The organism is Ensifer sp. ENS07, from assembly GCF_014852185.1.
GTDB classification, from domain to species: Bacteria; Pseudomonadota; Alphaproteobacteria; order Rhizobiales; family Rhizobiaceae; genus Ensifer; species Ensifer adhaerens.
The window spans coordinates 606,549-628,396 of record NZ_JACVBE010000001.1 but is presented as its reverse complement, the minus strand read 5'-3'; the positions used below and the strand labels follow the sequence as shown (position 1 = coordinate 628,396).

Annotated in this window: 21 protein-coding genes; 7 read left to right on the top strand and 14 right to left on the bottom strand. The window is 62.6% G+C overall.

All coding sequences use genetic code 11. The features are described from left to right. Positions 1-145: 145 nt before the first annotated feature. Positions 146-2,158 (top strand): PhoX family phosphatase, encoded by a 2,013-nt coding sequence (locus IB277_RS03040; protein WP_110818462.1) that lies wholly within the window; start codon positions 146-148, stop codon positions 2,156-2,158. A 180-nt stretch (positions 2,159-2,338) separates the two neighbouring features. Here the strand turns inward: IB277_RS03040 and IB277_RS03035 are convergent, their stop codons facing one another. Together IB277_RS03035 and recO are read right to left on the bottom strand one after the other, a co-directional pair. Next, positions 2,339-2,848 carry a PaaI family thioesterase gene (locus IB277_RS03035; protein WP_034804064.1) on the bottom strand — a complete coding sequence of 170 codons (510 nt, stop codon included), beginning with the start codon at positions 2,846-2,848 and terminating at the stop codon, positions 2,339-2,341. Positions 2,849-2,864: 16 nt separating this feature from the next. Then, positions 2,865-3,611, bottom strand: a complete 747-nt coding sequence (gene recO, locus IB277_RS03030) for a DNA repair protein RecO (protein ID WP_060522226.1) — start codon at positions 3,609-3,611, stop codon at positions 2,865-2,867. Between the two features lie 214 nt (positions 3,612-3,825). On the opposite strand from recO, the gene IB277_RS03025 reads away from it, so the two are divergent. Further along, the gene (locus tag IB277_RS03025) at positions 3,826-4,569 is read left to right on the top strand and encodes a L,D-transpeptidase (protein ID WP_034804083.1); all 744 of its coding nucleotides are present in this window, start codon (positions 3,826-3,828) and stop codon (positions 4,567-4,569) included. A 103-nt stretch (positions 4,570-4,672) separates the two neighbouring features. Here the strand turns inward: IB277_RS03025 and IB277_RS03020 are convergent, their stop codons facing one another. Then, the gene (locus IB277_RS03020) at positions 4,673-5,155 is read right to left on the bottom strand and encodes an SRPBCC domain-containing protein (protein WP_034804086.1); all 483 of its coding nucleotides are present in this window, start codon (positions 5,153-5,155) and stop codon (positions 4,673-4,675) included. Positions 5,156-5,205: 50 nt separating this feature from the next. Here IB277_RS03020 and IB277_RS03015 point away from each other — a divergent pair, with 50 nt between their 5' ends. The 3 genes from IB277_RS03015 (at position 5,206) to rkpK (ending at position 8,106) form a co-directional block, all read left to right on the top strand. Further along, positions 5,206-5,529, top strand: coding sequence for a helix-turn-helix transcriptional regulator (locus IB277_RS03015; protein WP_034804089.1), 324 nt, complete (start codon positions 5,206-5,208; stop codon positions 5,527-5,529). 77 nt (positions 5,530-5,606) lie between these two features. Further along, the gene (locus IB277_RS03010) at positions 5,607-6,623 is read left to right on the top strand and encodes an NAD-dependent epimerase (protein ID WP_090294629.1); all 1,017 of its coding nucleotides are present in this window, start codon (positions 5,607-5,609) and stop codon (positions 6,621-6,623) included. Between the two features lie 169 nt (positions 6,624-6,792). Beyond that, positions 6,793-8,106: a UDP-glucose 6-dehydrogenase gene (rkpK, locus tag IB277_RS03005; RefSeq protein WP_060522103.1), complete on the top strand. Its 1,314-nt coding sequence runs from the start codon at positions 6,793-6,795 to the stop codon at positions 8,104-8,106. Between the two features lie 33 nt (positions 8,107-8,139). Here rkpK and IB277_RS03000 read toward each other — a convergent pair whose 3' ends face one another. The 4 genes from IB277_RS03000 to IB277_RS02985 all read right to left on the bottom strand — a co-directional run bounded on the left by IB277_RS03000 (position 8,140) and on the right by IB277_RS02985 (position 13,725). Continuing rightward, positions 8,140-8,457, bottom strand: a complete 318-nt coding sequence (locus IB277_RS03000) for a hypothetical protein (protein ID WP_034804097.1) — start codon at positions 8,455-8,457, stop codon at positions 8,140-8,142. Positions 8,458-8,652: 195 nt separating this feature from the next. Continuing rightward, on the bottom strand, positions 8,653-10,962 hold the full coding sequence (locus IB277_RS02995; RefSeq protein WP_090294631.1) for a Tex family protein: 2,310 nt from the start codon (positions 10,960-10,962) through the stop codon (positions 8,653-8,655). Positions 10,963-11,102: 140 nt separating this feature from the next. Further along, positions 11,103-12,410: a cyclopropane-fatty-acyl-phospholipid synthase family protein gene (locus IB277_RS02990; RefSeq protein WP_090294633.1), complete on the bottom strand. Its 1,308-nt coding sequence runs from the start codon at positions 12,408-12,410 to the stop codon at positions 11,103-11,105. A 316-nt stretch (positions 12,411-12,726) separates the two neighbouring features. Then, complete coding sequence (locus IB277_RS02985) at positions 12,727-13,725, bottom strand: glutathione S-transferase family protein (RefSeq protein WP_090294634.1); 999 nt, start codon at positions 13,723-13,725, stop codon at positions 12,727-12,729. Positions 13,726-13,904: 179 nt separating this feature from the next. On the opposite strand from IB277_RS02985, the gene IB277_RS02980 reads away from it, so the two are divergent. Together IB277_RS02980 and arsC are read left to right on the top strand one after the other, a co-directional pair. Continuing rightward, positions 13,905-14,894 (top strand): glycerophosphodiester phosphodiesterase family protein, encoded by a 990-nt coding sequence (locus IB277_RS02980; RefSeq protein WP_090294636.1) that lies wholly within the window; start codon positions 13,905-13,907, stop codon positions 14,892-14,894. A gap of 102 nt (positions 14,895-14,996) precedes the next feature. After that, positions 14,997-15,425 (top strand): arsenate reductase (glutaredoxin), encoded by a 429-nt coding sequence (arsC, locus tag IB277_RS02975; protein ID WP_090294637.1) that lies wholly within the window; start codon positions 14,997-14,999, stop codon positions 15,423-15,425. Positions 15,426-15,500: 75 nt separating this feature from the next. Here the strand turns inward: arsC and era are convergent, their stop codons facing one another. From era to IB277_RS02940, 7 genes are all read right to left on the bottom strand, one after another. Then, entirely contained in the window at positions 15,501-16,430 is a 930-nt protein-coding gene (gene era / locus IB277_RS02970; RefSeq protein WP_034804323.1) for a GTPase Era, read from the bottom strand. 8 nt (positions 16,431-16,438) lie between these two features. Further along, the gene (gene rnc, locus IB277_RS02965; RefSeq protein ID WP_090294803.1) at positions 16,439-17,155 is read right to left on the bottom strand and encodes a ribonuclease III; all 717 of its coding nucleotides are present in this window, start codon (positions 17,153-17,155) and stop codon (positions 16,439-16,441) included. Continuing rightward, a complete protein-coding gene (gene lepB, locus IB277_RS02960) occupies positions 17,155-17,898 on the bottom strand; it encodes a signal peptidase I (protein ID WP_060522099.1) in 744 nt (247 codons plus the stop codon). The genes rnc and lepB overlap by 1 nt, the downstream gene beginning before the upstream one ends. A gap of 160 nt (positions 17,899-18,058) precedes the next feature. Next, the gene (acpS, locus tag IB277_RS02955) at positions 18,059-18,478 is read right to left on the bottom strand and encodes a holo-ACP synthase (RefSeq protein WP_034804122.1); all 420 of its coding nucleotides are present in this window, start codon (positions 18,476-18,478) and stop codon (positions 18,059-18,061) included. Next, positions 18,475-19,029: a DUF2062 domain-containing protein gene (locus tag IB277_RS02950; RefSeq protein WP_060580957.1), complete on the bottom strand. Its 555-nt coding sequence runs from the start codon at positions 19,027-19,029 to the stop codon at positions 18,475-18,477. The genes acpS and IB277_RS02950 overlap by 4 nt, the downstream gene beginning before the upstream one ends. Positions 19,030-19,217: 188 nt before the next feature. Next, a complete protein-coding gene (locus tag IB277_RS02945; protein ID WP_064816984.1) occupies positions 19,218-19,367 on the bottom strand; it encodes a DUF3563 family protein in 150 nt (49 codons plus the stop codon). A 165-nt stretch (positions 19,368-19,532) separates the two neighbouring features. Beyond that, positions 19,533-21,767: a bifunctional (p)ppGpp synthetase/guanosine-3',5'-bis(diphosphate) 3'-pyrophosphohydrolase gene (locus tag IB277_RS02940; RefSeq protein WP_090294639.1), complete on the bottom strand. Its 2,235-nt coding sequence runs from the start codon at positions 21,765-21,767 to the stop codon at positions 19,533-19,535. Between the last annotated feature and the right edge of the window lie 81 nt (positions 21,768-21,848).

Below are 21,848 nucleotides of genomic sequence, written 5' to 3'. Positions count from 1 at the left end.
TATGCAAGCGCCAAATCTATAGACGGCCGAGCGCTGTAATCTCTTCACGGAAATGTCGCAGAACTGTCATGGGGCAGCTGGTACAGGCGGATGAACACCGCTGCCTCGCGCGGTGGTTTCCATCGTTCAACCAGGAGACCCGATCATGGACAAGCATCTCGCCCAGACGGAAGAGACCGAATTCAAGACGCTGACGGAACGCAGGGAAGAGCTGGAAGATGTCGGCCACAACTGTTCCGCCAATCCGACGATGGGCGACATCATCCACCGCCGCTTCTCGCGCCGGTCGTTCATCGGCGGCTCGCTGGCAGTTGCCGCGATCTCGACCACCGTCAGCCCGCTCGCTCTCCTGACCGCCGAAGAGGCACGCGCCGAGGACGGTTCGCGCTTCGACTTTACCGAGATCGAAGCCGGCGTCGACGAAAAGCACCATGTGGCCGAAGGTTACGATGCCGACGTCCTGCTTCGCTGGGGCGACAAGATCTTCGCCGACAGCCCGGAGTTCGACCCGAAGAACCAGACGGCCGCTGCCCAGGAAAAGCTGTTCGGCTACAACAACGACTATGTTGGCTTCATCCCGCTCGACGGCAGCGCCGACCACGGCCTGCTCGTCATCAACCACGAATACACCAATGCCGAACTGATGTTCCCCGCCTTCGCCAGCGTCGTGAAGGAAAAGGTGACGAAGGACGGCAAGGAAGTCGAGGAAGAGAAGGTCGTTCTCGGCGAATACAGCAAGGAGCTGGTCGACATCGAGATGGCCGCACATGGCGGCACGATCATCGAGATCCGCAAGGTCGACGGCAAGTGGCAGCCGATTCTCGACGGCAAGAACAACCGTCGCATCACCGTCAACACCGAGATGCAGATCACCGGCCCGGCCGCCGGTCACGACCGCCTGAAGACGCCGTCCGACCCGACCGGCAAAAAGGTGTTCGGCACGCTCAACAACTGCGCCGGCGGCGTCACCGCGTGGGGCACCTACATGATGGCCGAAGAAAACTTCAACGGCTATTTCGGCGGCGAGATTGCCGAGGACCATCCGGAATACAAGCAGCTGAAGCGGCTGGGCGCACCGGGCGGCCAGTATGAATGGGCGTCCTTCTACGACCGTTTCGACGTCTCCAAGGAGCCGAACGAAGCCAATCGCTTCGGCTGGATCGTCGAGGTCGACGCGCTTGATCCGACGTCGGTGCCGAAGAAGCGCACAGCCCTCGGCCGTTTCAAGCACGAAGGCTGCGAATCGATCGTCAACAAGGACGGCCGCGTCGTGCTCTATTCCGGCGACGACGAGCGCTACGACTATGTCTACAAGTTCGTGACCAAGGGCACCTTCAAACCTGACGATCGCGCCGCCAACATGGACCTCTTCGACGAGGGCACACTCTATGTCGCCAAGTTCGACGAAGACGGCACCGTCACCTGGATGCCGCTGACGCATGGCGAAGGCCCGCTGACCGAAGCCAACGGCTTTGCCTCGCAGGCGGACGTGCTGATCAACACCCGTCTTGCCTCCGACGCGCTCGGTGCCACCAAGATGGACCGTCCGGAAGACGTTCAGCCGAACCCGAAGACGGGCAAGGTCTACGTGATGCTGACCAACAACACCAAGCGCAAGGCCGAAGAAGTCGACGCGGCCAACCCGCGCGCCAAGAACGCCTTCGGCCACATCGTCGAGATCACCGAGACCGACGGCGACTTCGCGTCGCTGAAGAGCCGCTGGGACGTTCTTTTGAAGTGCGGCGATCCGAGCGTTGCCGAGGTCGGCGCTTCGTTCTCGACCGCCACCACCAAGAACGGCTGGTTCGGCATGCCCGACAATTGCGCCATCGACACCGATGGCCGCCTCTGGGTATCGACCGACGGCAACAACGAGAAGGACACCGGCCGCACCGACGGTATCTGGGCGATCGACACGGACGGCGCCGCCCGCGGCACGTCGAAGCTCTTCTTCCGCGTGCCGGTCGGCGCCGAAATGTGCGGCCCCTGCTTCAACCCGACCTCGGACACATTCTTCCTCGCCGTCCAGCACCCGGGCGACGCCGGCCTTGCAACTTACGAGACGCCGGCCACCCGCTGGCCGGACTTCCAGGACGACATGCCGGTACGCCCGGCTGTCGTCGCCGTAACGAAGCAGGGCGGCGGCCGCATCGGCTGATCAGGACTGCGATTACAAAGAGGAACGCCGCGCCATTCTGCGCGGCGTTTCTTGCTTCCGACATTGCTTGAGCGACGCAATTCCGAGCAGAAAACCGCTTCGCACTTTTCCTGGAATTGCTCAGCTTGAAGTGACGCAATTCCGAGCGGAAGACCGCTTCGCACTTTTCCTGGAATTGCTTTAACGCCTGAGATTGTCGATCGGGAAGATGGCGCAGGTTTCGGTGCCGTGGGCGAGCAACTTGCCGTTACGGTCGCGCAGCCAGGCTTCGGAGGTCGCGATGGTGCGGCCACGATGCACGATGCGCCCCTCGCAGAAGACCTCGCCCATATCGGGCAGTAGCGGCCGCACGAGGTTCACCTTGAACTCGACCGTCGTATAGGCCTCCCCAGGTTTGACGGTGGTGAAGACAGCGCAGCCGAGGGCCGAATCCATGATCGTTGCCGTCCATCCGCCATGCACTGTGCCAAGCGGATTGAGGTGTTCCTCGGTCGGCAGCCCCTTGAAGACCACCCGACCCTCCTCGACTTCGCTCAACCCGAACTTCAGCGTCTTCGACATCGGCGGCGCCGGCAGCTCGCCGCTCAAAAGATCCTGCATTGCCTTGAGACCGCCATCGCGGGCGACGCGGTCGAGCGACAGCACGCCGACGCCGGATACGGACATGCCGGGATAAAGCTCTTGGTACATCGATAACTCCTGGGAATCAGGCGGCTGAGGATTGCGCTTTCAGCGCCTTCAGCGCCGCATGGACGAAACCGTCGCGGGCGGAAGAAACGTCGAGACCGCGCGGCTCATAGACATGGCGGTGGAGGAAGAAGGCGGTCAGGCGGAAGGCGGCGGCGAGGCTGTCGTGATCCGCAGCCCTTCGCGCTTCGGCCGAAAGGAAGTCCGGCAACGCCAACATGCGGTCGGCATAACGCTCTCCGGCCTCCCGGCAGACCGCCCTGCCCGATTTCGGCGAGACATAGACGAGTTCGGTACGAGCGCCGGTTGCAACGCATTCGGTGAGATCGAGCCCGAAGCCGAGGTCGTTGAGGACTGCGAGTTCGAAGCGCACGAACAATTCTCCGGCGTCGGCGGGATCGGCGAGATGGTCGACGATGACGGTCAGCGCCTCGTAGAGATGCGGATGCGGGTCGCGCTCGGGAAGCAGCCTAAGAAGAGCGCCGAGCGCCTGGATACCATAGACCGAGGTTGCCGTTTCCATCAGCCGGGCGGCCCGCAGCTCCACCGGTTCGATCCGGAATTCGCCCATGTGCTCGTCGAGCCGGGCGCGCCAGGTGACCTCCACCGAGTTGCCCGGCTGCAGCACCGGCTGCATCGTGCGCGAACGCCCCGAGCGCACCATGCCGAGATGCCGGCCGTGGGTAGCGCTCATGACCTCGACGATGGCCGAGCTTTCGCCGTGCCGCCGGATCCCGAGAATGATGGCCTGATCGCTCCATTGCATGGCTATGGCATACACCCGCGGTCGAAAGCGGATCAAGCTGTCTTGCGGAAGCAAAATGCCATTGCCGACTGTAGCCTTTCGGCCACACCTAATGGTTGCCTCATTTGCGACATGCTGTCGCCGCCCCGACGCCGTCTTTGACATTAGAACGGAAGGGCGGCAAAAGCCGTGTCTCCCGCCCGAAAATGACAATCAGCAGGATCAGAACTTTATTATGTGTGTGTCCCGGAACAGCGCCGGCCGCCTGGCGCAGCTCTTCGCCCTTCTTCTCGCCACCTCGACGCTCGCAAGCTGCGTCACCACGTCGGGGCCAGCCAAGCCGAAGGGACCGGATCCATACTATGTGGCAATGTACGGCCCGCTGCCGAACGAAAAATTCCCGCTGGATGCCATCGACATCAGCAAGGTCGACAAGCGCTATCTGCGCCAGCAGGTCGCCTATCAGACGCATGAGCCGCCGGGCACGATCGTGATCGATACCCAGAACCGCTTCCTCTACCTCGTGCAGGATGGCGGCATGGCGATGCGCTACGGCATCGGCGTCGGCAAGGCCGGCCTTGAGTTCGAAGGTGAAGCGCGGATCGCGCGCAAGGCCGAATGGCCGCGCTGGACGCCTACGCAAGAGATGGTGGCGCGCGAGCCGGAACGTTACGGCCCGCTTGCCGGCGGCATGGAGCCGGGCGTGCGCAACCCGCTTGGCCCCCGCGCGCTCTATCTATTCCAGGGCAACCGCGACACGCTGTTCCGCATCCACGGCACGACCGAGGCCTGGTCGATCGGCAAGGCCGTGTCCAGCGGCTGCATCCGTCTCTTCAATCCCGATATCATCGACCTCTACAGCCGCGTACCGGTCGATTCGCGCGTCGTCGTGCTGCAGGCCGAACCGCCGATGACGGAGCCGGCCGGCGGCATTCCCATGGCGAGCGCCGCCAATGGCGGCCTTCCTCCGATGTATTGAGACGCCGAATGCTCAGCCGGGCGCGCCTCAGTGACGCCCGGCGCATTCAGGTACATTAACGCCCGTCGCTCAAGTCGGCGCCGCACTGCAGACGACCGGCCGGCTAGGCCTGCGGCTCGAGCGCCGGCTTGCCTGAGAGTTCGCTGAGGTAATAGCCGTCGCGCAGGTTGATGCCGTATTCGAGCCAGGCCTTCATACAGGCGAGCATCTGCGACCAGCCCTCGCAGTTGACGTAGGAGCTCTTCTGCCCCTGCGCGTTCTCGCGCCAGCCGGTTTCGGCGATCGTCACCATCGTGGCGCCATCCTCCAGCGGCTGGAAGCGCATCTCCACACGGGTCTGGTAGGCATCCTCGCCCTCGGCGACCATGGCGCCCCAGCAAAAGACGATACGCTCGTTGGGCTCGACCACCTCCACCTGAATCGGCACCTCGCCCCACCAGGTCACGGTTGCGCCGGCCACCAGCGGCCCGCTGATGCCGCCGAGCGTCACGAAGTAGCGGCTGAGCTGGTCCGGATTGACGACCGCATCAAAAACCTGGGCGACAGGGCGGCCGATCCGTCCGTTCACACGAAATTCAAAGGGCATGGCGTATTCCTCCTGTCGGGGCCAACAAGAGTATGTTATAGAAACATAACATGTCAACCGATTCGAAAGATGACCTGGTATTCAAGGCGCTCGCCAACGGGCTGCGCCGGCAGATGCTCGACGCCATGCGCCAGGAGCCGCAGACCACCGGCATGCTCTGCGAGCGCTTCAGCAATCTCGACCGCTGTACGGTCATGCAGCACCTGAAAGTCCTTGAGCAGGCCGAGCTCGTACTCGTCCGCCGCGAGGGGCGTGAACGCTGGAACCATCTGAACGCATTGCCGATCCAGGCGATCCATGATCGCTGGATCAGCCAGTATGCCGGCCATGCGATGTCGGTGCTGTCCGCCCTGCAACAGGACCTCGACCGGTAACCAGACCGATGGTTTCGGCTTTCAATCGATCGGCTTTCTTCGTATGAACGGCCGATACGTAAATTGGGGACATCGTCGTGCGCTACCTCATCACCGGCACCGCAGGCTTCATCGGCTTTCACCTCGCCAAGCGGCTGATCGACGAAGGGCATTTCGTTGTCGGCTTCGACGGGATGACCCCCTATTACGACGTGACGCTGAAAGAGAATCGGCACGCGATCCTCGCCCGCTCGAACGGCTTCAAGCCCGTCGTCGGCATGCTTGAGGACAGAGACGCGCTGCGCCGGGCGGCCGAGCTCGCCGAACCCGAAGTCATCATCCACCTCGCCGCCCAGGCGGGTGTGCGCTACAGCCTCGAAAACCCGAAGGCCTATGTGGATTCCAACCTGGTCGGCTCCTGGAACATGCTGGAACTGGCGCGGGAGCTTAACCCTAAGCACCTGATGCTGGCCTCGACTTCCTCGATCTACGGCGCCAACGAAAAAATCCCGTTTGCCGAAACCGACCGTGCCGACGAGCCGATGACGCTCTATGCCGCCACCAAGAAGTCGATGGAGCTGATGGCGCACAGCTATGCCCATCTCTACAAGGTGCCGACCACTGCCTTCCGCTTCTTCACGGTCTACGGCCCCTGGGGGCGGCCCGACATGGCGTTGTTCAAGTTCGTCGATGCCATCCACAAGGGACAGCCGATCGATATCTATGGCGAAGGCCGCATGAGCCGCGACTTCACCTATATCGACGACCTGGTCGAGAGCATTCTCCGGCTTTCCCATGTGGCGCCGGCGGAAGAAAACCGCGTGCCGGAGGAAAAGGCCGAGGACACGCTCTCGCGCCAGGGGCCTTTCCGCGTGGTCAATATCGGCGGCGGGCAGCCGGTCGAACTGATGACCTTCGTCGAAACGGTCGAGAAGGCGGTCGGCAAGCCGGCGGTGCGCAACATGCTGCCGATGCAGCAGGGCGATGTGCCCCGCACCTACGCCTCCCCCGACCTTCTCGAAGCGCTGACCAATTTCAAGCCCTCGCTTTCTGTCGAAGAGGGCGTGGCGCGCTTCGCTGCCTGGTACAAGGATTACTACAACGCGAACCGGTGAGCCGCTCACCCGCTACTCCCCACGGATTATTCTGCTGGCGGGACGGCTTGCTTTAAGCGCAATCGAGCATAAATGGGTGTGAACCTGAGCGCATAAGCAATTGCAAAAATACGCAATTGCACGTTCTATGAACTGAGTTCGCTGTGGAACACAACAAGGGAAAGAGCCTATGAAAATCACGATGATCGGCGCCGGCTATGTTGGCCTTGTTTCCGGCGTGTGTTTTGCGGACTTCGGTCACGACGTCGTTTGTCTCGACAAGGATGAGAGCAAGATCGACGCCTTGATGCAGGGGCGCATTCCGATCTTCGAACCCGGCCTCGACCAGTTGGTGGCCAGCAACGTCGCTTCGGGCCGCCTTACCTTCACGACTGATCTCGTTGCCGCCGTCGCCGACAGCGATGTCATCTTCATTGCGGTCGGCACGCCGTCACGGCGCGGTGACGGTCATGCCGACCTTTCCTATGTGCATGCGGCTGCGCGCGAGATTGCCGAGAACCTCAAGGGGTTCACCGTGATCGTGACGAAATCGACCGTTCCGGTCGGCACCGGCGACGAGGTAGAGCGCATCATCCGCGAAACCAATCCGGACGCCGATTTCGCCGTCGTTTCCAACCCGGAATTCCTGCGCGAGGGTGCCGCGATCGAGGACTTCAAGCGGCCCGACCGCATCGTCATCGGCCTTTCGGGCGACGACGCGCGGGCGCGGGACGTGATGACCGAGGTCTATCGTCCGCTCTATCTCAACCAGTCGCCGCTGGTCTTCACCTCGCGCCGTACGTCCGAGCTGATCAAATATGCCGGCAATGCGTTCCTCGCGATGAAGATCACCTTCATCAACGAGATGGCGGATCTCTGCGAGCGGGTCGGTGCCAATGTCCAGGATGTCGCCCGCGGCATCGGCCTCGATGGCCGAATCGGCTCGAAATTCCTGCATGCCGGTCCAGGTTACGGCGGATCGTGCTTCCCGAAGGACACCCTGGCGCTGGTGAAGACCGCGCAGGATTATGACAGCCCGGTGCGGCTGGTCGAGACGACGGTGGCCGTCAACGACAACCGCAAGCGGGCCATGGGCCGCAAGGTCATCGCAGCGGCCGGCGGGGACGTGCGCGGCCGCAAGATCGCGATCCTCGGCCTCACTTTCAAGCCCAACACCGACGACATGCGCGACAGCCCGGCGATCGTGGTCGTCCAGACGCTGCAGGACGCTGGCGCCCATGTCATCGGCTATGATCCGGAGGGCATGGAAAACGCGAAGAAGGTGATCGACGGGATCGACTACGCCAGCGACCCCTACGAGGCCGCCAACGAAGCCGATGCGCTGGTGATCGTTACCGAATGGAACGAGTTCCGGGCGCTTGATTTCCGCCGGCTCAAGACCGTGATGAAGACGCCCATTCTCGTCGACCTCAGGAACATTTACCGCGAGGACGAGGTGGTGAAGCACGGCTTCAGCTATTCGAGCGTCGGCCGGTCGCTCTGACAGGAGCGGCTGCGCCCGCTCAGCCCCAAGAAGCTAGGCTTTCGGTATCGGCAAGGGTGGCAGGGTTTCCCAGCTCTTGCCGGCAAGGATGACGCAGCTTCGCCCATTGACGTCGGTGACGATCAGCGTCCAGCTGCCGTTGTCGGCAGCGTAGATCTCCATGATCGCCTGCTGGTTGATCAGCGCGGTTGCCGCCTGCTTCTCTTGATATTGCCGCGTCAGAAACGCGATCACTTCGGACCGGTCGGCACAATTGACCGGAGCCTGGGAGATCGCGGGAACGGGACGCGCCGCCACGCCCGCCGCCAAGAGGGCGACCAATGCCAGGCCGCGGATCGCACTGCCCACCATCACCGAACTCCTTTCACCGGACGCCCGGCGAAGGAGTTTGCGTTGACCTTTCCGTCGCCGGCCGGCTGCGGCATGGGCACAATATGTCCGCGCCGCCCTGCAGTCAGTATGGTGGAAAGGCCGGATTATTACAATTAGCTAATTTATAGAGCATGCGGCCGGGGACGCCGGATGCGCCCGCGGCGAAGGCCTGCCCTATTTGCGCTTCATCGCTTCCATCAGCGCCGCACCGAAGGCGCCCTGAGCCGGTTGCTGCGGCTTCTGCTGGCGCGGGGCGGGACCACGATTGTTGTTGCCGCCCGGCGCGCCCGACCGCGGCTCGCGGCCCGTCTCGGCGCCACCATCCTTGCGCATGGTGAGGCCGATCCGCTTGCGCGGAACATCGACCTCCGTGACACGAACGGTCACCACATCGCCGGCCTTTACCACCTCATGCGGATCCTTGACGAAGCGGTCCGCGAGCTGGGACACGTGCACGAGGCCGTCCTGGTGCACGCCGATGTCGACGAAGGCGCCGAAGGCGGCGACATTGGTCACGGTGCCCTCGAGCTGCATGCCGACCTTCAGGTCCTTGATGTCGTCGATACCGTCGGCGAAGGTCGCGGTCTTGAAGCTCGGGCGCGGGTCGCGACCGGGCTTTTCCAGTTCCGCAAGGATGTCCTTGACCGTTGGCAAGCCGAAGCGCTCGTCGACGAAAACCTTCGGATCGAGGCTCTTCAGCGCGACGCTGTCGCCCATCAGCGCACGTACGTCGCGACCACAGGCAGCAACGATCTTCTTGGCGACCCCATAGGCCTCCGGGTGGACCGAGGAGGCGTCGAGCGGCTCTTTGCCGTTGGGAATGCGCAGGAAGCCCGCGCACTGCTCGAAGGTGCGCGCGCCGAGCCGTGGCACGTTCAACAGTTCCTTGCGGCTCGCAAACGGGCCGGTCGCATCGCGATGAGCGACGATCGCCTCGGCGGAAGATTTGCCGAGGCCTGAAACGCGCGCCAGCAGCGGCGCAGAAGCCGTGTTGACATCGACACCGACGGCATTCACCGCGTCTTCCACCACCGCATCCAGCGAACGGCTGAGCTTCGACTGGTCGACATCGTGCTGGTACTGGCCGACGCCGATCGACTTCGGCTCGATCTTCACGAGTTCGGCCAACGGATCCTGCAGGCGGCGGGCGATCGAGACCGCACCGCGCAGCGAAACGTCGAGACCCGGGAATTCCAGGGCGGCGGTTTCGGAAGCCGAGTAAACCGAGGCGCCGGCCTCGGAAACGATGACCTTGGTCGGCTTCGGCGCCGGGAGCTGCGAGAGCATGTCGGTCACGAGCTTTTCGGTTTCGCGGCTGCCGGTGCCGTTGCCGATGGCGATCAGCTCCACCTTGTGCTTGCGAATGAGCGAAGCGAGTTCCGCCTGGGTGCCACGGACATCGTTCTTCGGCGGAAACGGGTAGACGGTTGTGGTTTCGAGCAACTTGCCGGTGCCGTCGACGATGGCGACCTTGACGCCGGTGCGGATGCCCGGATCAAGCCCCATGGTCGCCCGCGATCCCGCAGGTGCGGCCAGCAGCAGATCCTTGAGGTTGCGGGCAAAGACGTGGATCGCCTCTTCCTCGGCGCGCTCACGCAGTTCGCGCATGAGATCGAGCGACAGCGACATGGAGAGCTTCACGCGCCAGGTCCAGCCGATCATCTCGGCAAGCCACTTGTCGCCCGGCAGGTGGCCACCGACATTGTAGGCGGCGGCGATCATGCGCTCGACCGGCTTGACCGGCGAGGTATCGTCCTGGTCGACGACGATATCGACGGACAGCACCTCTTCGTTCCAGCCGCGCAGCATGGCCAGGGCGCGATGGCCTGGCGTCGTCGCCCAGCGCTCGGAATGATCGAAGTAGTCGGAGAACTTGGCACCGGCCTCCTGCTTGCCGTCGACGACCTTGGCGCGCAGGAAGGCGGCCCCCTTCATGTGGTTGCGCAGGCGGCCGAGCAGATCGGCATTCTCCGTCATGCCTTCGGCGATGATATCGCGCGCACCATCGAGCGCCGTCTTCACATCGGCCACCTCTGCAGTCAGGAAGGCCGCGGCGCGGTCGGCAGGTGCTATGGAGCGATCAGCAAGGATCGCTTCTGCCAGAGGCCCGAGGCCACGCTCGCGGGCGATTTCCGCCTTGGTGCGGCGCTTTGGCTTATAGGGCAGATAGATGTCCTCGAGTTCGGCCTTGGTTTCGACGGCGGCGATCTTGGCTTCGAGTTCGGCGGTCAGCTTGTCCTGGCCGCGGATCGATTCGAGGATCGATGCACGGCGCGCCTCGAGTTCGCGCAGATAGGTCAGCCGTTCCGAAAGCATACGCAGCTGCGTATCGTCGAGCCCGCCCGTCACTTCCTTGCGGTAACGCGCGATGAACGGCACCGTGGCGCCCTCGTCGAGCAGCTCGACCGCCGCGACGACCTGCGAAGGTGTCGCCTTGATTTCGCTGGCGATGATGGCGGCGATGGGTTTTGCAGGGCTGGCCATATGGGAATTCCGTCTTTGCTGTTTGATTGGCGACCATAAAGGCGCAGACCTTGAAGGCCAAGTGAAGGCCTTCAGCGGAAAACCGGAACTCCACAGAAGATGGATCGGCCGCCCCGCTTTCAGGCGGGACGGCCGATGGTTCAGCACGCCATGGCGGCAGGCTCGACATGCTCCTGCTCGGGCACGACGTCCCAGGTGTTGACTGGCTCGAGCGGCGGCCGGCGCTTTTCGAACTCGATCAATTGCCGCTCCCTCTCCTCGATATAGCCGCGCGAGGCAGGGACGGCACCGAGAGACGGTGAGATCTGCAGCTGGAAGATGAAGTGCTTGTCGTAGAGGAAGGCCGTCTCAGACGCAGCCAGATAGAACTCCCACATGCGGAAGAACCGCTCGTCGTAGAGCTTGATCGCCTCTTCGCGCCGGGCGACGAAGCGCTCGCGCCAGGCTTTCAACGTCCAGGCATAGTGCATCGGCAGGATTTCGACATCCTTCACCAGCAGCCGCGTGCGCTCGACGGAAGGCAGGACCTCCGAAATCGCCGGGATATAGCCGCCGGGGAAGATGTACTTCTCGATCCACGGGTTGGTGGCCCAGGGCTTGTAGATCTGGCCGATCGAATGCAGCAGCATGACGCCGTCGGGCTTCAACAGCGCGTTCATCTTGCCGAAAAAGTTGCCGTAGTTGCCGGTGCCGACATGCTCGAACATGCCGACCGAGACGATGCGGTCGAACTGCCGGCCCTGCAGAGTGCGGTAGTCCTGCAGTTCGAAGCGGACCCGATCGGAGAGCCCACGCCTGGCGGCACGATCCCGCGAGACCTTCAGCTGCTCTTCGCTGAGCGTGATGCCGGTGACCTCAACGCCCGAGGATTCGGCCAGATACATGGCCATGCCGCCCCAGCCGGAGCCGACCTCCAGCACCTTCTGGCCCGGCTCCAGCAGGAGCTTTGCCGCGATATGCCGTTTTTTGGCGAGCTGCGCGGCATCGAGCGATATGCCCTGCGGTTGAAAATAGGCGCAGGAATATTGCCAGTCCTCGTCGAGGAACAGGTCGAAAAGCTTGCGATCAAGGTCGTAGTGATGGGCGACGTTGTGCCGGTTACGATTGACCGGGATTCGGCTCAGCAATTGCTGACGCAACACATGCCACAGGCCGGTCATCGTGTTGGTGGCATTGGCCGCGTTCTCGATGCCGTTTTCCTTGACGATCGAGAGCACATCAAAGATGTCGCCCTTCTCGATGACGACACGCCCGTCCATATACATTTCACCGAAACGAAGACCGGGATCACGAACGATCGCCGCCTCCGCCTCCGCATCGATGATGCGGATTGATGCCGGCTTTCCGCTGCCGTCACCCAGGATCACTTTTTCACCGGAAGAAAATACAACCGTCAGGTTACCGTTGCGCACCAGACGGCGAAGCAATGTCAACAATGCTGCATTCATATCCCACCCCTACCAGAGCTACCGAACGTGTCCTGGTGCATGAGAGATGCGAAGGGTCGGCTCTTTCGGGGCTTCAGGAGTGGTTGCGCGGGGCGCATCGGGAACAGGCGCCAGCGCGTCCGGAAGCGGCGAGAACCGGCACGGGCGTAGCCTCACGGGTATCCGGCGGGCACATCGCCGCGAATTCGTCAGGCAGCCGCCATCGGGCTCCTATCCATCAGAACTCAAAATAAGGTAGGAAGCTTCGATCGATTGACAATGGGTTCTTTATGGCCCCTCATAAATTTGTTTCCTTAGCAAATGCTGAGAAACAAACCTAGATTTCAGCGACGCCTAGACCGGGTAGACGCGCGCGGTCATGGGGCCGGTCAAAATCGAGCAGCGGGCCTGCCGGAACGATGCGCGTCGGGTTGATGTGGACGATGCCATAGTAGCCGCGCTTGATATGGTCGATGCGTACGCTCTCGCGGATGCCTGGCCACTGGTAGATCTCGCGGAGGTAATTCGACAGCGCCGGATAATCCTCGATCCGGCGGATGTTGCATTTGAACGCCCCGTGATAGCCCGCGTCGAAGCGAACGAGGGTGACGAAGAGGCGGATGTCGGCCTCGGTCAGGTGCTCGCCGGCGAGGTAACGATTGTCCGCAAGGTGGGCCTCCAGTTCGTCGAGCATGCCAAAGAGGCTTGCCACCGCCTCGTCATAGGCGCCCTGGGTCTTGGCGAAGCCGGATCGGTAGACGCCGTTGTTGACACGCTCGTAAATCGGGCCGTTCCAGCGGTCGATCTCGGCACGCAGCGCCTCGGGGTAGAAGTCGAGCCGGTTGCCGGTGAGCCCATCGAAGGCCGAGTTCAAGATGCGGATGATATCGGCGGACTCGTTGTTGACGATCCGCCCTTCGCGCATGTCCCAGAGCACGGGAACAGAGACCTTACCGGTGTAGGTCGGATCGCTCGCCACATAGAGCTCGTGATGGAAGCGGATCTTGCCGACGCGCGCGCCGGCATCGACAGGCTCGTCATAGACCCAGCCATCTTCGCCCAGTTCCGGATTGGAAACGGTCAAGCCGACAATGTCCTGCAAGCCCTTGAGATTGCGGAAGGCGATCGTACGCGAGGCCCAAGGGCAGAGATAGGAAACGAACAGGCGGAAGCGCCCGGCCTCGGCTGGCAAGGCCTCCTGCCCTTCCGGGCCCGGCCTGCCATCGGGCGTGATCCAGCGATGAAACCGCGTCGGCTCGCGATGGAACGCGCCGCCCTTCATCTCGCTCGCCGCAACGTCGCCCTTGATCCATTTTCCCTCGACGAGCTGCGGCATCTCTTTCTCCTGGATCGCAAGTCTGTGACGGCTACCTCTCACGGGGCCCGGACCACGGTCAACCGCGCGCGCGGGTGACACATTGTTCGCAATCCGCGACACGCACGCACGCGATACGTGCAAAACAACATCGTCGCGCCACAATGTCGGGCAATCCCGATTCCCAGAGGAGAATCAGGATGAAGAAAGCGCTTGCCATTTTCGTGCTGTTTGTCGCGGTCGTGTGGTTGATGAACACATCATTGTTCGTCGCGCCGCCGGCGGGCACCGCAAAACTGCTTGCCCACCGGGGCATGCATCAAACCTATCCGACGGACAACGTCGGCAGGGACACGTGTACGGCAACGATCATCAGGACGCCGGAGCATCCCTATCTCGAAAACACGATCGCCTCGATGCAGGCCGCCTTCGACGCCGGCGCAGATGTCGTCGAACTCGACGTGCATCTGACGCCCGACAGACAGTTCGCCGTCTTCCACGACTGGACGCTCGATTGCCGGACCGAGGCCAAGGGCGTCACCGAGGAAACGCCGATGACGGCGCTGAAGTCTCTCGACATCGGCTATGGCTACACGGCAGACGGCGGCAAGACCTTCCCGTTCCGCGGCAAGGGCGTCGGCCAGATGCCGACGCTCGAGGAGGTGCTGGCCGCCCTGCCCGACCGCAGGTTCCTGATCAACTTCAAGAGCCGGCGCGCCGAGGAAGGCGCTGAACTCGCAACGCGTGTCGACGCGCAACCGCAATGGCGGGAGGCCGTGTTCGGCGTCTATGGCGGCGAGGAGCCGACCCGCGAGACGCTGAAACGCCTGCAAGGGATGCGAGGCTACGACCGGACGTCGACGATGGCGTGCCTGACCCGTTATCTCGGCTACGGCTGGAGCGGCCTGATGCCGGACGCGTGCAAGAACACGTTTGTGATCGTGCCCGGCAATTATGCGCCGCTTCTCTGGGGCTGGCCCGACCGTTTCGCTGCACGGATGAAGGCGGCCGGAAGCGAGATCATCCTGCTCGGTCCCTATGGCGGCGGCGATTTCACCACCGGCATCGACACGATGCAGGATCTGGAAATGGTACCGCCAGGGTTCTCCGGCTACATCTGGACCAACCGGATCGAGATGATCGGCCCGGCGCTCGCAAAGCGGCAGGTCGCTGACGCCGGTACGAACTGACACGGGCGGCCGACTTGCCTGCGGCAAGCTTCGACCCTATGGCTTTGAGCAACCGTCGAAGCTGGCCGCAGCGGCGGTCTCAACACCGCGGAAGGCAAGCGCATGAACGTCACGATCTACCACAACCCCGCCTGCGGCACCTCGCGCAACGCGCTGGCGATGATCCGCAACGCCGGTATCGAGCCGACGGTGATCGAGTATCTGCAGGCGCCGCCGTCGCGGCAGGCGCTGGAAAAAATGATTGCCGATGCCGGCCTGACGGTGCGGGACGCACTCCGCGAGAAAGGCACGCCCTATGCGGAACTCGGGCTTGGCGAGCCCACGGTCAGCGACGAACGGCTGATCGACGCAATGATGGCCCACCCGATCCTCATCAACCGCCCCTTCGTGGTGACGCCGATCGGAACGCGGCTCTGCCGTCCATCCGAACGGGTGCTCGACATCCTGCCGGACACGCACAAGGGCCCGTTCTCGAAGGAGGACGGCGAACCGGTTCTCGATGCAAAAGGAAAGCTGATAGCGGGCGCCTGAGGCCGCCTGCGTTTGATACGGCACCCGTTTCAACGGGTGCCGTAGAACATCACACCAAACGGTGTGCGTGCGGCCTTATCGCGGAAATTCCAGGCCCATTTCGCGGAAGCGCTCGGGGTCGTCGCCCCAGTTTTCGCGTACCTTGACGAACAGGAACAGGTGCACCGGCTGCTCAAGGATCTCGGAGATCTCCTTGCGCGATGCGGTCGAGATCGCCTTGATCGCATCGCCGCCCTTGCCAAGCGCGATCTTCTTCTGGCTCTCGCGCTCGACGTAGATTACCTGCTCGATGCGCACCGAGCCGTCCTTGCGCTCTTCCCACTTCTCGGTTTCGACATGCGAGGCATAGGGAAGTTCCTGGTGCAGCCGCAGGAAGAGCTTTTCGCGGGTGATTTCAGCGGCAAGCTGGCGCATCGGCAGATCGGAGATCTGGTCTTCCGGATAGTACCAGGGGCCTTCTGGCAGCGTCTCAGCCAAGTAATCCATCAGATCCGTGCAGCCCGAGCCGTTCAGCGCCGAGATCATGAAGGTGCGCTCGAACTTGATCGTCTCGTTGGCGGCAGCCGCCAGCTTCAAGAGGTCTTCGGGACGCACCTGGTCGATCTTGTTCAGCACCAGGATCTTCGGCTGGTGCACTTCCTTCAGCCCCTCGAGGATCGCTTCCGCATCGCCCTTCAGGCCGCGTTCGCTGTCGATCAGGAACATGATCACGTCCGCATCCTTGGCGCCGCCCCAGGCGGTCGTGACCATGGCGCGGTCGAGCCGGCGGCGCGGCTTGAAGATGCCGGGCGTGTCCATGAAAACGATCTGGGCGTTGTCATGAATGGCAATGCCACGCACGATCGCGCGCGTCGTCTGCACCTTGTGGCTGACGATCGAAACCTTGGCACCGACGAGGCGGTTGACCAGGGTCGACTTGCCTGCGTTGGTCGCTCCGATCATCGCCACGAAGCCCGAGTGGGTCGGCGCGCCTTCGGCGGCCGTATCTTTTTCCATGTCCGTCATGTTTTCCGTCAATTTCCGGCGGAACTCTTCCGCCACACGCCTTCGCGTTCCAACAATTTCGTCGCGGCCACCTGCTCGGCTCCGCGCTTGGATCTGTCTGTTCCGGTCTCCGGCGCGACACCCGTAACTTCGACGGTTACCGTGAAGCGGGGGTCGTGGTCGGGGCCGGAGCGCTCATCCGTCCGGTAGGCCGGCGCGATGCCGAACTTGGCATGCGCCCATTCCTGCAATTCGGTCTTTGCATCGCGGCGCGCCCCATCGGCACGCACCGCGCGATCTTTCCAATGGCGCAGCACGAAGCCGCGGGCAGCTTCGAGACCGCCGTCGAGATAGATGGCGGCGATCAGCGACTCTACCACATCCGCCCGCACATTCATCATCGCCTTGCCGGTTATCTTCTTGACGTCCGAGCCTGTGCGGATGAATTGGTGCAGCTCCAGGTCGTCGGCGACCTTGGCGCAGCTTTCGGCGCTGACGAGCTGGTTCAGCCGGACCGAAAGCTCGCCCTCATTGGCATCGCGAAAGGTCTGGAACAGAAGCTCCGCCACGCAAAGCCCGAGCACCCGGTCACCCAGGAATTCGAGGCGCTGATAGTTGGAACCCTTGGCGCTTCGCGCGCTGGAATGGGTGAGCGCCCGATCAAGGCGCTCCTTCTCCGTGAACTGATAACCGATCACGGCCTCAAGCTTTACCCGATCCTCCGCGCCCAGCGACCGCGACTTCATCATTCGACCGCCTTGAACAGACGGTCGTAGCGCAGGTTCGTCGGCCACTTCCACACTTCGCGGAACGACGTGTCGTGACCGAGTGAGAAGAAGATCATGCTGGCGCGGCCGACGAGGTTTTCGGCAGGCACGAAGCCGACGTCGAAGCGGCTGTCAGCCGAGTTGTCGCGGTTGTCGCCCATCATGAAGTAATGGCCGGCGGGCACGATGAATTCGCGGGTATTGTCGCCGCGCGCATCCGGGAACTGGTCAAGCGTGTCATAGGAGACGCCATTGTCCATCGTTTCGCGGAAAACCGGAACGTCGCCGCCGGTGTCGTACTGGTCGTCGGCGCGGAAGCCGCCATCCGGCGTGCGCTCGACCGGCTTGTCGTTGATGTAGAGGATGCTGTTGCGCACCTGGATGCGGTCGCCCGGCAGGCCGACGAGGCGCTTGATGTAGTCGATATCCGGGTTCGGCGGGAAACGGAAGACGACGATATCGCCGCGCTTCGGCTCACTTGCGAAGATGCGGCCGGAGAACAGATCGGGCGAAAGCGGCAGCGAGTACTTGGAGAAGCCGTAGGCGAACTTGTTGACGAAGATGTAGTCGCCAACCAGCAGCGTCGGCATCATCGAGCCGGACGGAATGGTGAAGGGCTGAAAGAGAACCGTACGGATGACCAAGGCCAGGAGCAATGCCTGGATGACGACCTTCACGTTCTCCCAGAGGCCGCTCTGCTTCGCTTCTGTCTTTTCTGCCACGCTACTGTGTTCCTTTATCATCGCAACGCCCGCGCGGGGCCTGCTCTCAACTTTTGTCCGTACTCTCGGTCCGGCTTTGGACTGCGCGCAATCCCGGTCTCATATGCTGCAAACCGCCGCCCCTTCAATCGGTCAGGGCCGGTTTTTCCAGCGGAATGCTCTAAACCGTTCCCTCAATCGGGGCAACGGGCAGCGCCTCGATAATCACGAAGGCCTGGGCCAGTGGAAAATCATCGGTGATCGTCAGATGAATGGCGGCGCGATGATGCGGCGGCAACATCTGCTCCAGACGCGCGGCGGCACCGCCGGTCAGGTTCATTGTCGGCTTGCCGCCCGGCAAATTGATGACGCCCATGTCCTTCCAGAAGACGCCCTGCGCGAGGCCTGTGCCGAGCGCCTTGGAACAGGCTTCCTTGGCGGCGAAGCGCTTGGCGTAGGATGCCGCGCGGTTCTTCCGCCCTTCGGACTTGGCGATCTCGATTTCGGTGAAACAGCGCTGAACGAAGCGCTCGCCGAAGCGGGAAAGCGAGTTTTCGATCCGCCTGATATCGATCAGATCGCTGCCTATGCCTATGATCATGAAGAGGATCCGAGCTCTTTGGTGCGTGCCCGGCGGCGCTTTTGGAAGAGCCGGGCCGCCTGGTAGGCCGCAATATAGGAAAGGACGGCGCCGCCTGCCGCGAGCGGCAATGAGCCGACCAGCATCGGCTTGAACACCGGACCCCAAAGGGCCGGAAGGTCGAGGTGCTCGACCATGCGCATGACGTCGGCCGAGCTCGCAGCGTGTGCGCTCTCGACGCCGAGGATTGCCGTCCCGAGTTCGTAGGACGCCGTCAGGATCATCGGGATCGTGACGGGATTGGCGAGCGCGGTCGTGATCGCCGCCGCCACGAGATTGCCCGAGAACAGGAAAGCGAGCGCAACCGCAATAAGGATATGCAGACCGAAAAACGGCGTGAAAGACGAAGCGGCACCCGCCGCCACGCCGACGGCAATCGAATGCGGTGTCGATGAAAGGCGCAACACACGCAGCGTCACATAACGCAGGCCGCGTGCAAAACCCTTGCGCGGCCAAACGATGGACCGCAGCCTTTCGGAAATCGTAACCGGTTTTCTGCGCCTGAATAACATTATGCCGTCATGACCGCGTCTTGAAGCCGTCAGCCGGCACAAGACCGCGCGTCCGCCTGTTTTCTGGCCGCAAGATAGGCGTCCTGCCTGTCGCTTGCAACCCGCACAGGCGCCGCGCGCATGTCGCAGGCGAGCCATCCACCGAACGCATGGCTCAGCATCCCGCCAGAAGACGGGACGCAGCGGGCTTAGTAGTTACGGAACAGGCCGCGATCGATCTGGCGCTGGCGGTACTCGAGGTCGATACGGTCGACCGAGTTATTGAGATAGGCGAGCTCGCGCTCTTCCTGAGTGGGGACGCGCAGAGCGCGGGTGATCTTCTTCAACTGACTAAACATGGCAAACCTCTTTGTTTACCTCCCGACCGAGAAGATAGTTTAGAGGTCCCTGTTCCACCAGACACAGGAAATAGCGGCAGCCATGCGCTGATGGCATGGCTTGCCATTTCGCCCCGCGCAGGCTGCCTGTTTTGCAGGCATTTGCGCAAGGCGCGGCCAGTCGGCTCATTCGAACAGGCGCTTCACCATGGACACGCTCGGCAATTCCTTGAGCTGCGTGATCAGGTGGTTGAGCTGGCGCAGGTCCCAGACTTCGAGGTCGAACTGCAGTTCGCTGAAGTCCGCAGCCACGCGCCCCATCGACAAAGTCCGGATGTTGACGTCGCTGGTGGCGATCGCCTGAGCCACCTCGGCCAGCGTCCCCGGCTCGTTCAGGGCGCTGATCGCGATGCGGGCGATGAAGCGGCTGCTGTTGGCCTCGTCCAGATCCCAGCGCACGTCGATCCAGCGCTCCGGCTCGTCATCGAACTTCTGCAGGATCGGCGACTGGATCGGGTAGATGGTGATCCCCTTGTCCTTCTCCATGATGCCGACGATGCGGTCGCCCGGGATGGCCCCGGCCGGGCTGAAATGAACCTCGGCATTGCCCGAGAGACCGCGGATCGGCAGGGCCTCCGGCCCCTCGACGTGGGCGACACCGTTGGCATCCTTGCCGCGGCCCGGCAACTTGAACACCATGCCGGCGGCACTGCGCATGTTGAACCAGCCGTCGTCGGCACTGGGCTTCACCGTGACCCGCTCGTCCTGATGATCCGGGAAGACCGCACGCAGCACGTCGAGCGAGGAAAGCTCGCCACGGCCGACGGAGGCGATGGCGTCCTCGACTTCCTTCTGACCGAGCCGATGCAGCGCCGGCTTCAGCGCCTCGCGCGAAAAGCTCTTGCCGGCGCGCTCGAAGGTGCGCTCAAGAATGCGATAGCCGAGGCCGGCATATTGCTTGCGGATGGCCGCACGCGTCGCGCGGCGGATCGCCGAGCGGGCCTTGCCGGTAACGACGATTTCTTCCCAGGCCGGCGGCGGCACCTGGATGCCCGAGCGGATGATCTCCACTTCGTCGCCATTATTGAGGCGGGTGACCAGCGGCATGATACGGCCGTTGATCTTGGCGCCGACGCAGGTGTCACCAATATTTGTGTGAACGGCATAGGCAAAGTCGATTGGCGTCGCGCCGCGCGGCAGTGCGATCAACTGGCCCTTGGGCGTGAAGCAGAATACCTGATCCTGGAAAAGTTCGAGCTTGGTGTGCTCCAGGAACTCTTCCGGGTTGTCGCCTTCCGCGAGCGATTCGATCGTGCGCCGGAGCCAGGAATAGGCGTTCGACGTCGGCGACAGGGCCGCATCTGCCGACGCACCCTCTTTGCCCTCCCTGTCCTTGTAGAGCGAGTGCGCCGCGATACCGTATTCGGCGATGTCGTTCATGCGTCGGGTGCGGATCTGTAGCTCGATGCGCTGGCGGGACGGGCCGACGATGGTGGTGTGGATCGACTGGTAGTCGTTCTGCTTCGGTGTCGAGATGTAATCCTTGAAGCGGCCCGGGACGACGCGCCAGCGCGTATGGACGATGCCGAGCGCCCGGTAGCAGGACGGGATATCGTCGACGATGATGCGGAAGCCCCAGACGTCGGACAGCTGCTCGAAGGACAGCGACTTCGACTGCATCTTGCGGAAGACCGAATAGGGCTTCTTCTGCCGACCCTTCACCTGCGCCGCCTTCAGGCCCTCGGCCTGAAGCAGCTCGCGAAGCTCGTCCTCGATCTTCTTGATCAGGCCCTCGTTGCGCTCGGACAATTCCTCCAGCCGCCGGGTGACCGTTTCGAAGGCCTCGGGATTGATATGGCGGAACGAGAGGTTTTCAAGCTCCTCACGCATGTCTTGCATACCCATGCGGCCGGCGAGCGGCGCGTAGATATCCATGGTCTCTTCGGAGATGCGGGCGCGCTTTTCCGCCGACATGTGGTCGAGCGTGCGCATGTTGTGCAGCCGGTCGGCGAGCTTCACGAGCAAAACCCGCACATCGTCCGAAATGGCGAGCAGCAGCTTGCGCAGGTTCTCCGCCTGCTTGGCCTTCTTGGTGACGAGATCGAGCTTCTTGATCTTCGTCAGTCCTTCGACGAGCGCGCCGATATCCTCGCCGAAGAGATCGTCGATTTCCTGCCGTGTGGCCGTCGTGTCCTCGATCGTGTCGTGCAGAAGAGCAACGGCGATGGTCGACTCGTCGAGACGCATCTCGGTCAGGATCGCCGCCACCTCCAGAGGATGGGATATGTAGGGATCGCCGCTTGCCCGCTTCTGCTGGCCATGCTTCTGCATCGCATAGACGTAAGCCTTGTTGAGCAAGGCTTCATTGACGTCGGGCTTGTACTTCTGCACGCGCTCAACGAGCTCGTATTGGCGCATCATTCGCTGGCGATCCTCTAGATCATGATGATTTCAGGTCCCATCGACCTAAAATCATAAACGTGATCGTTCTCCTAATTTAGA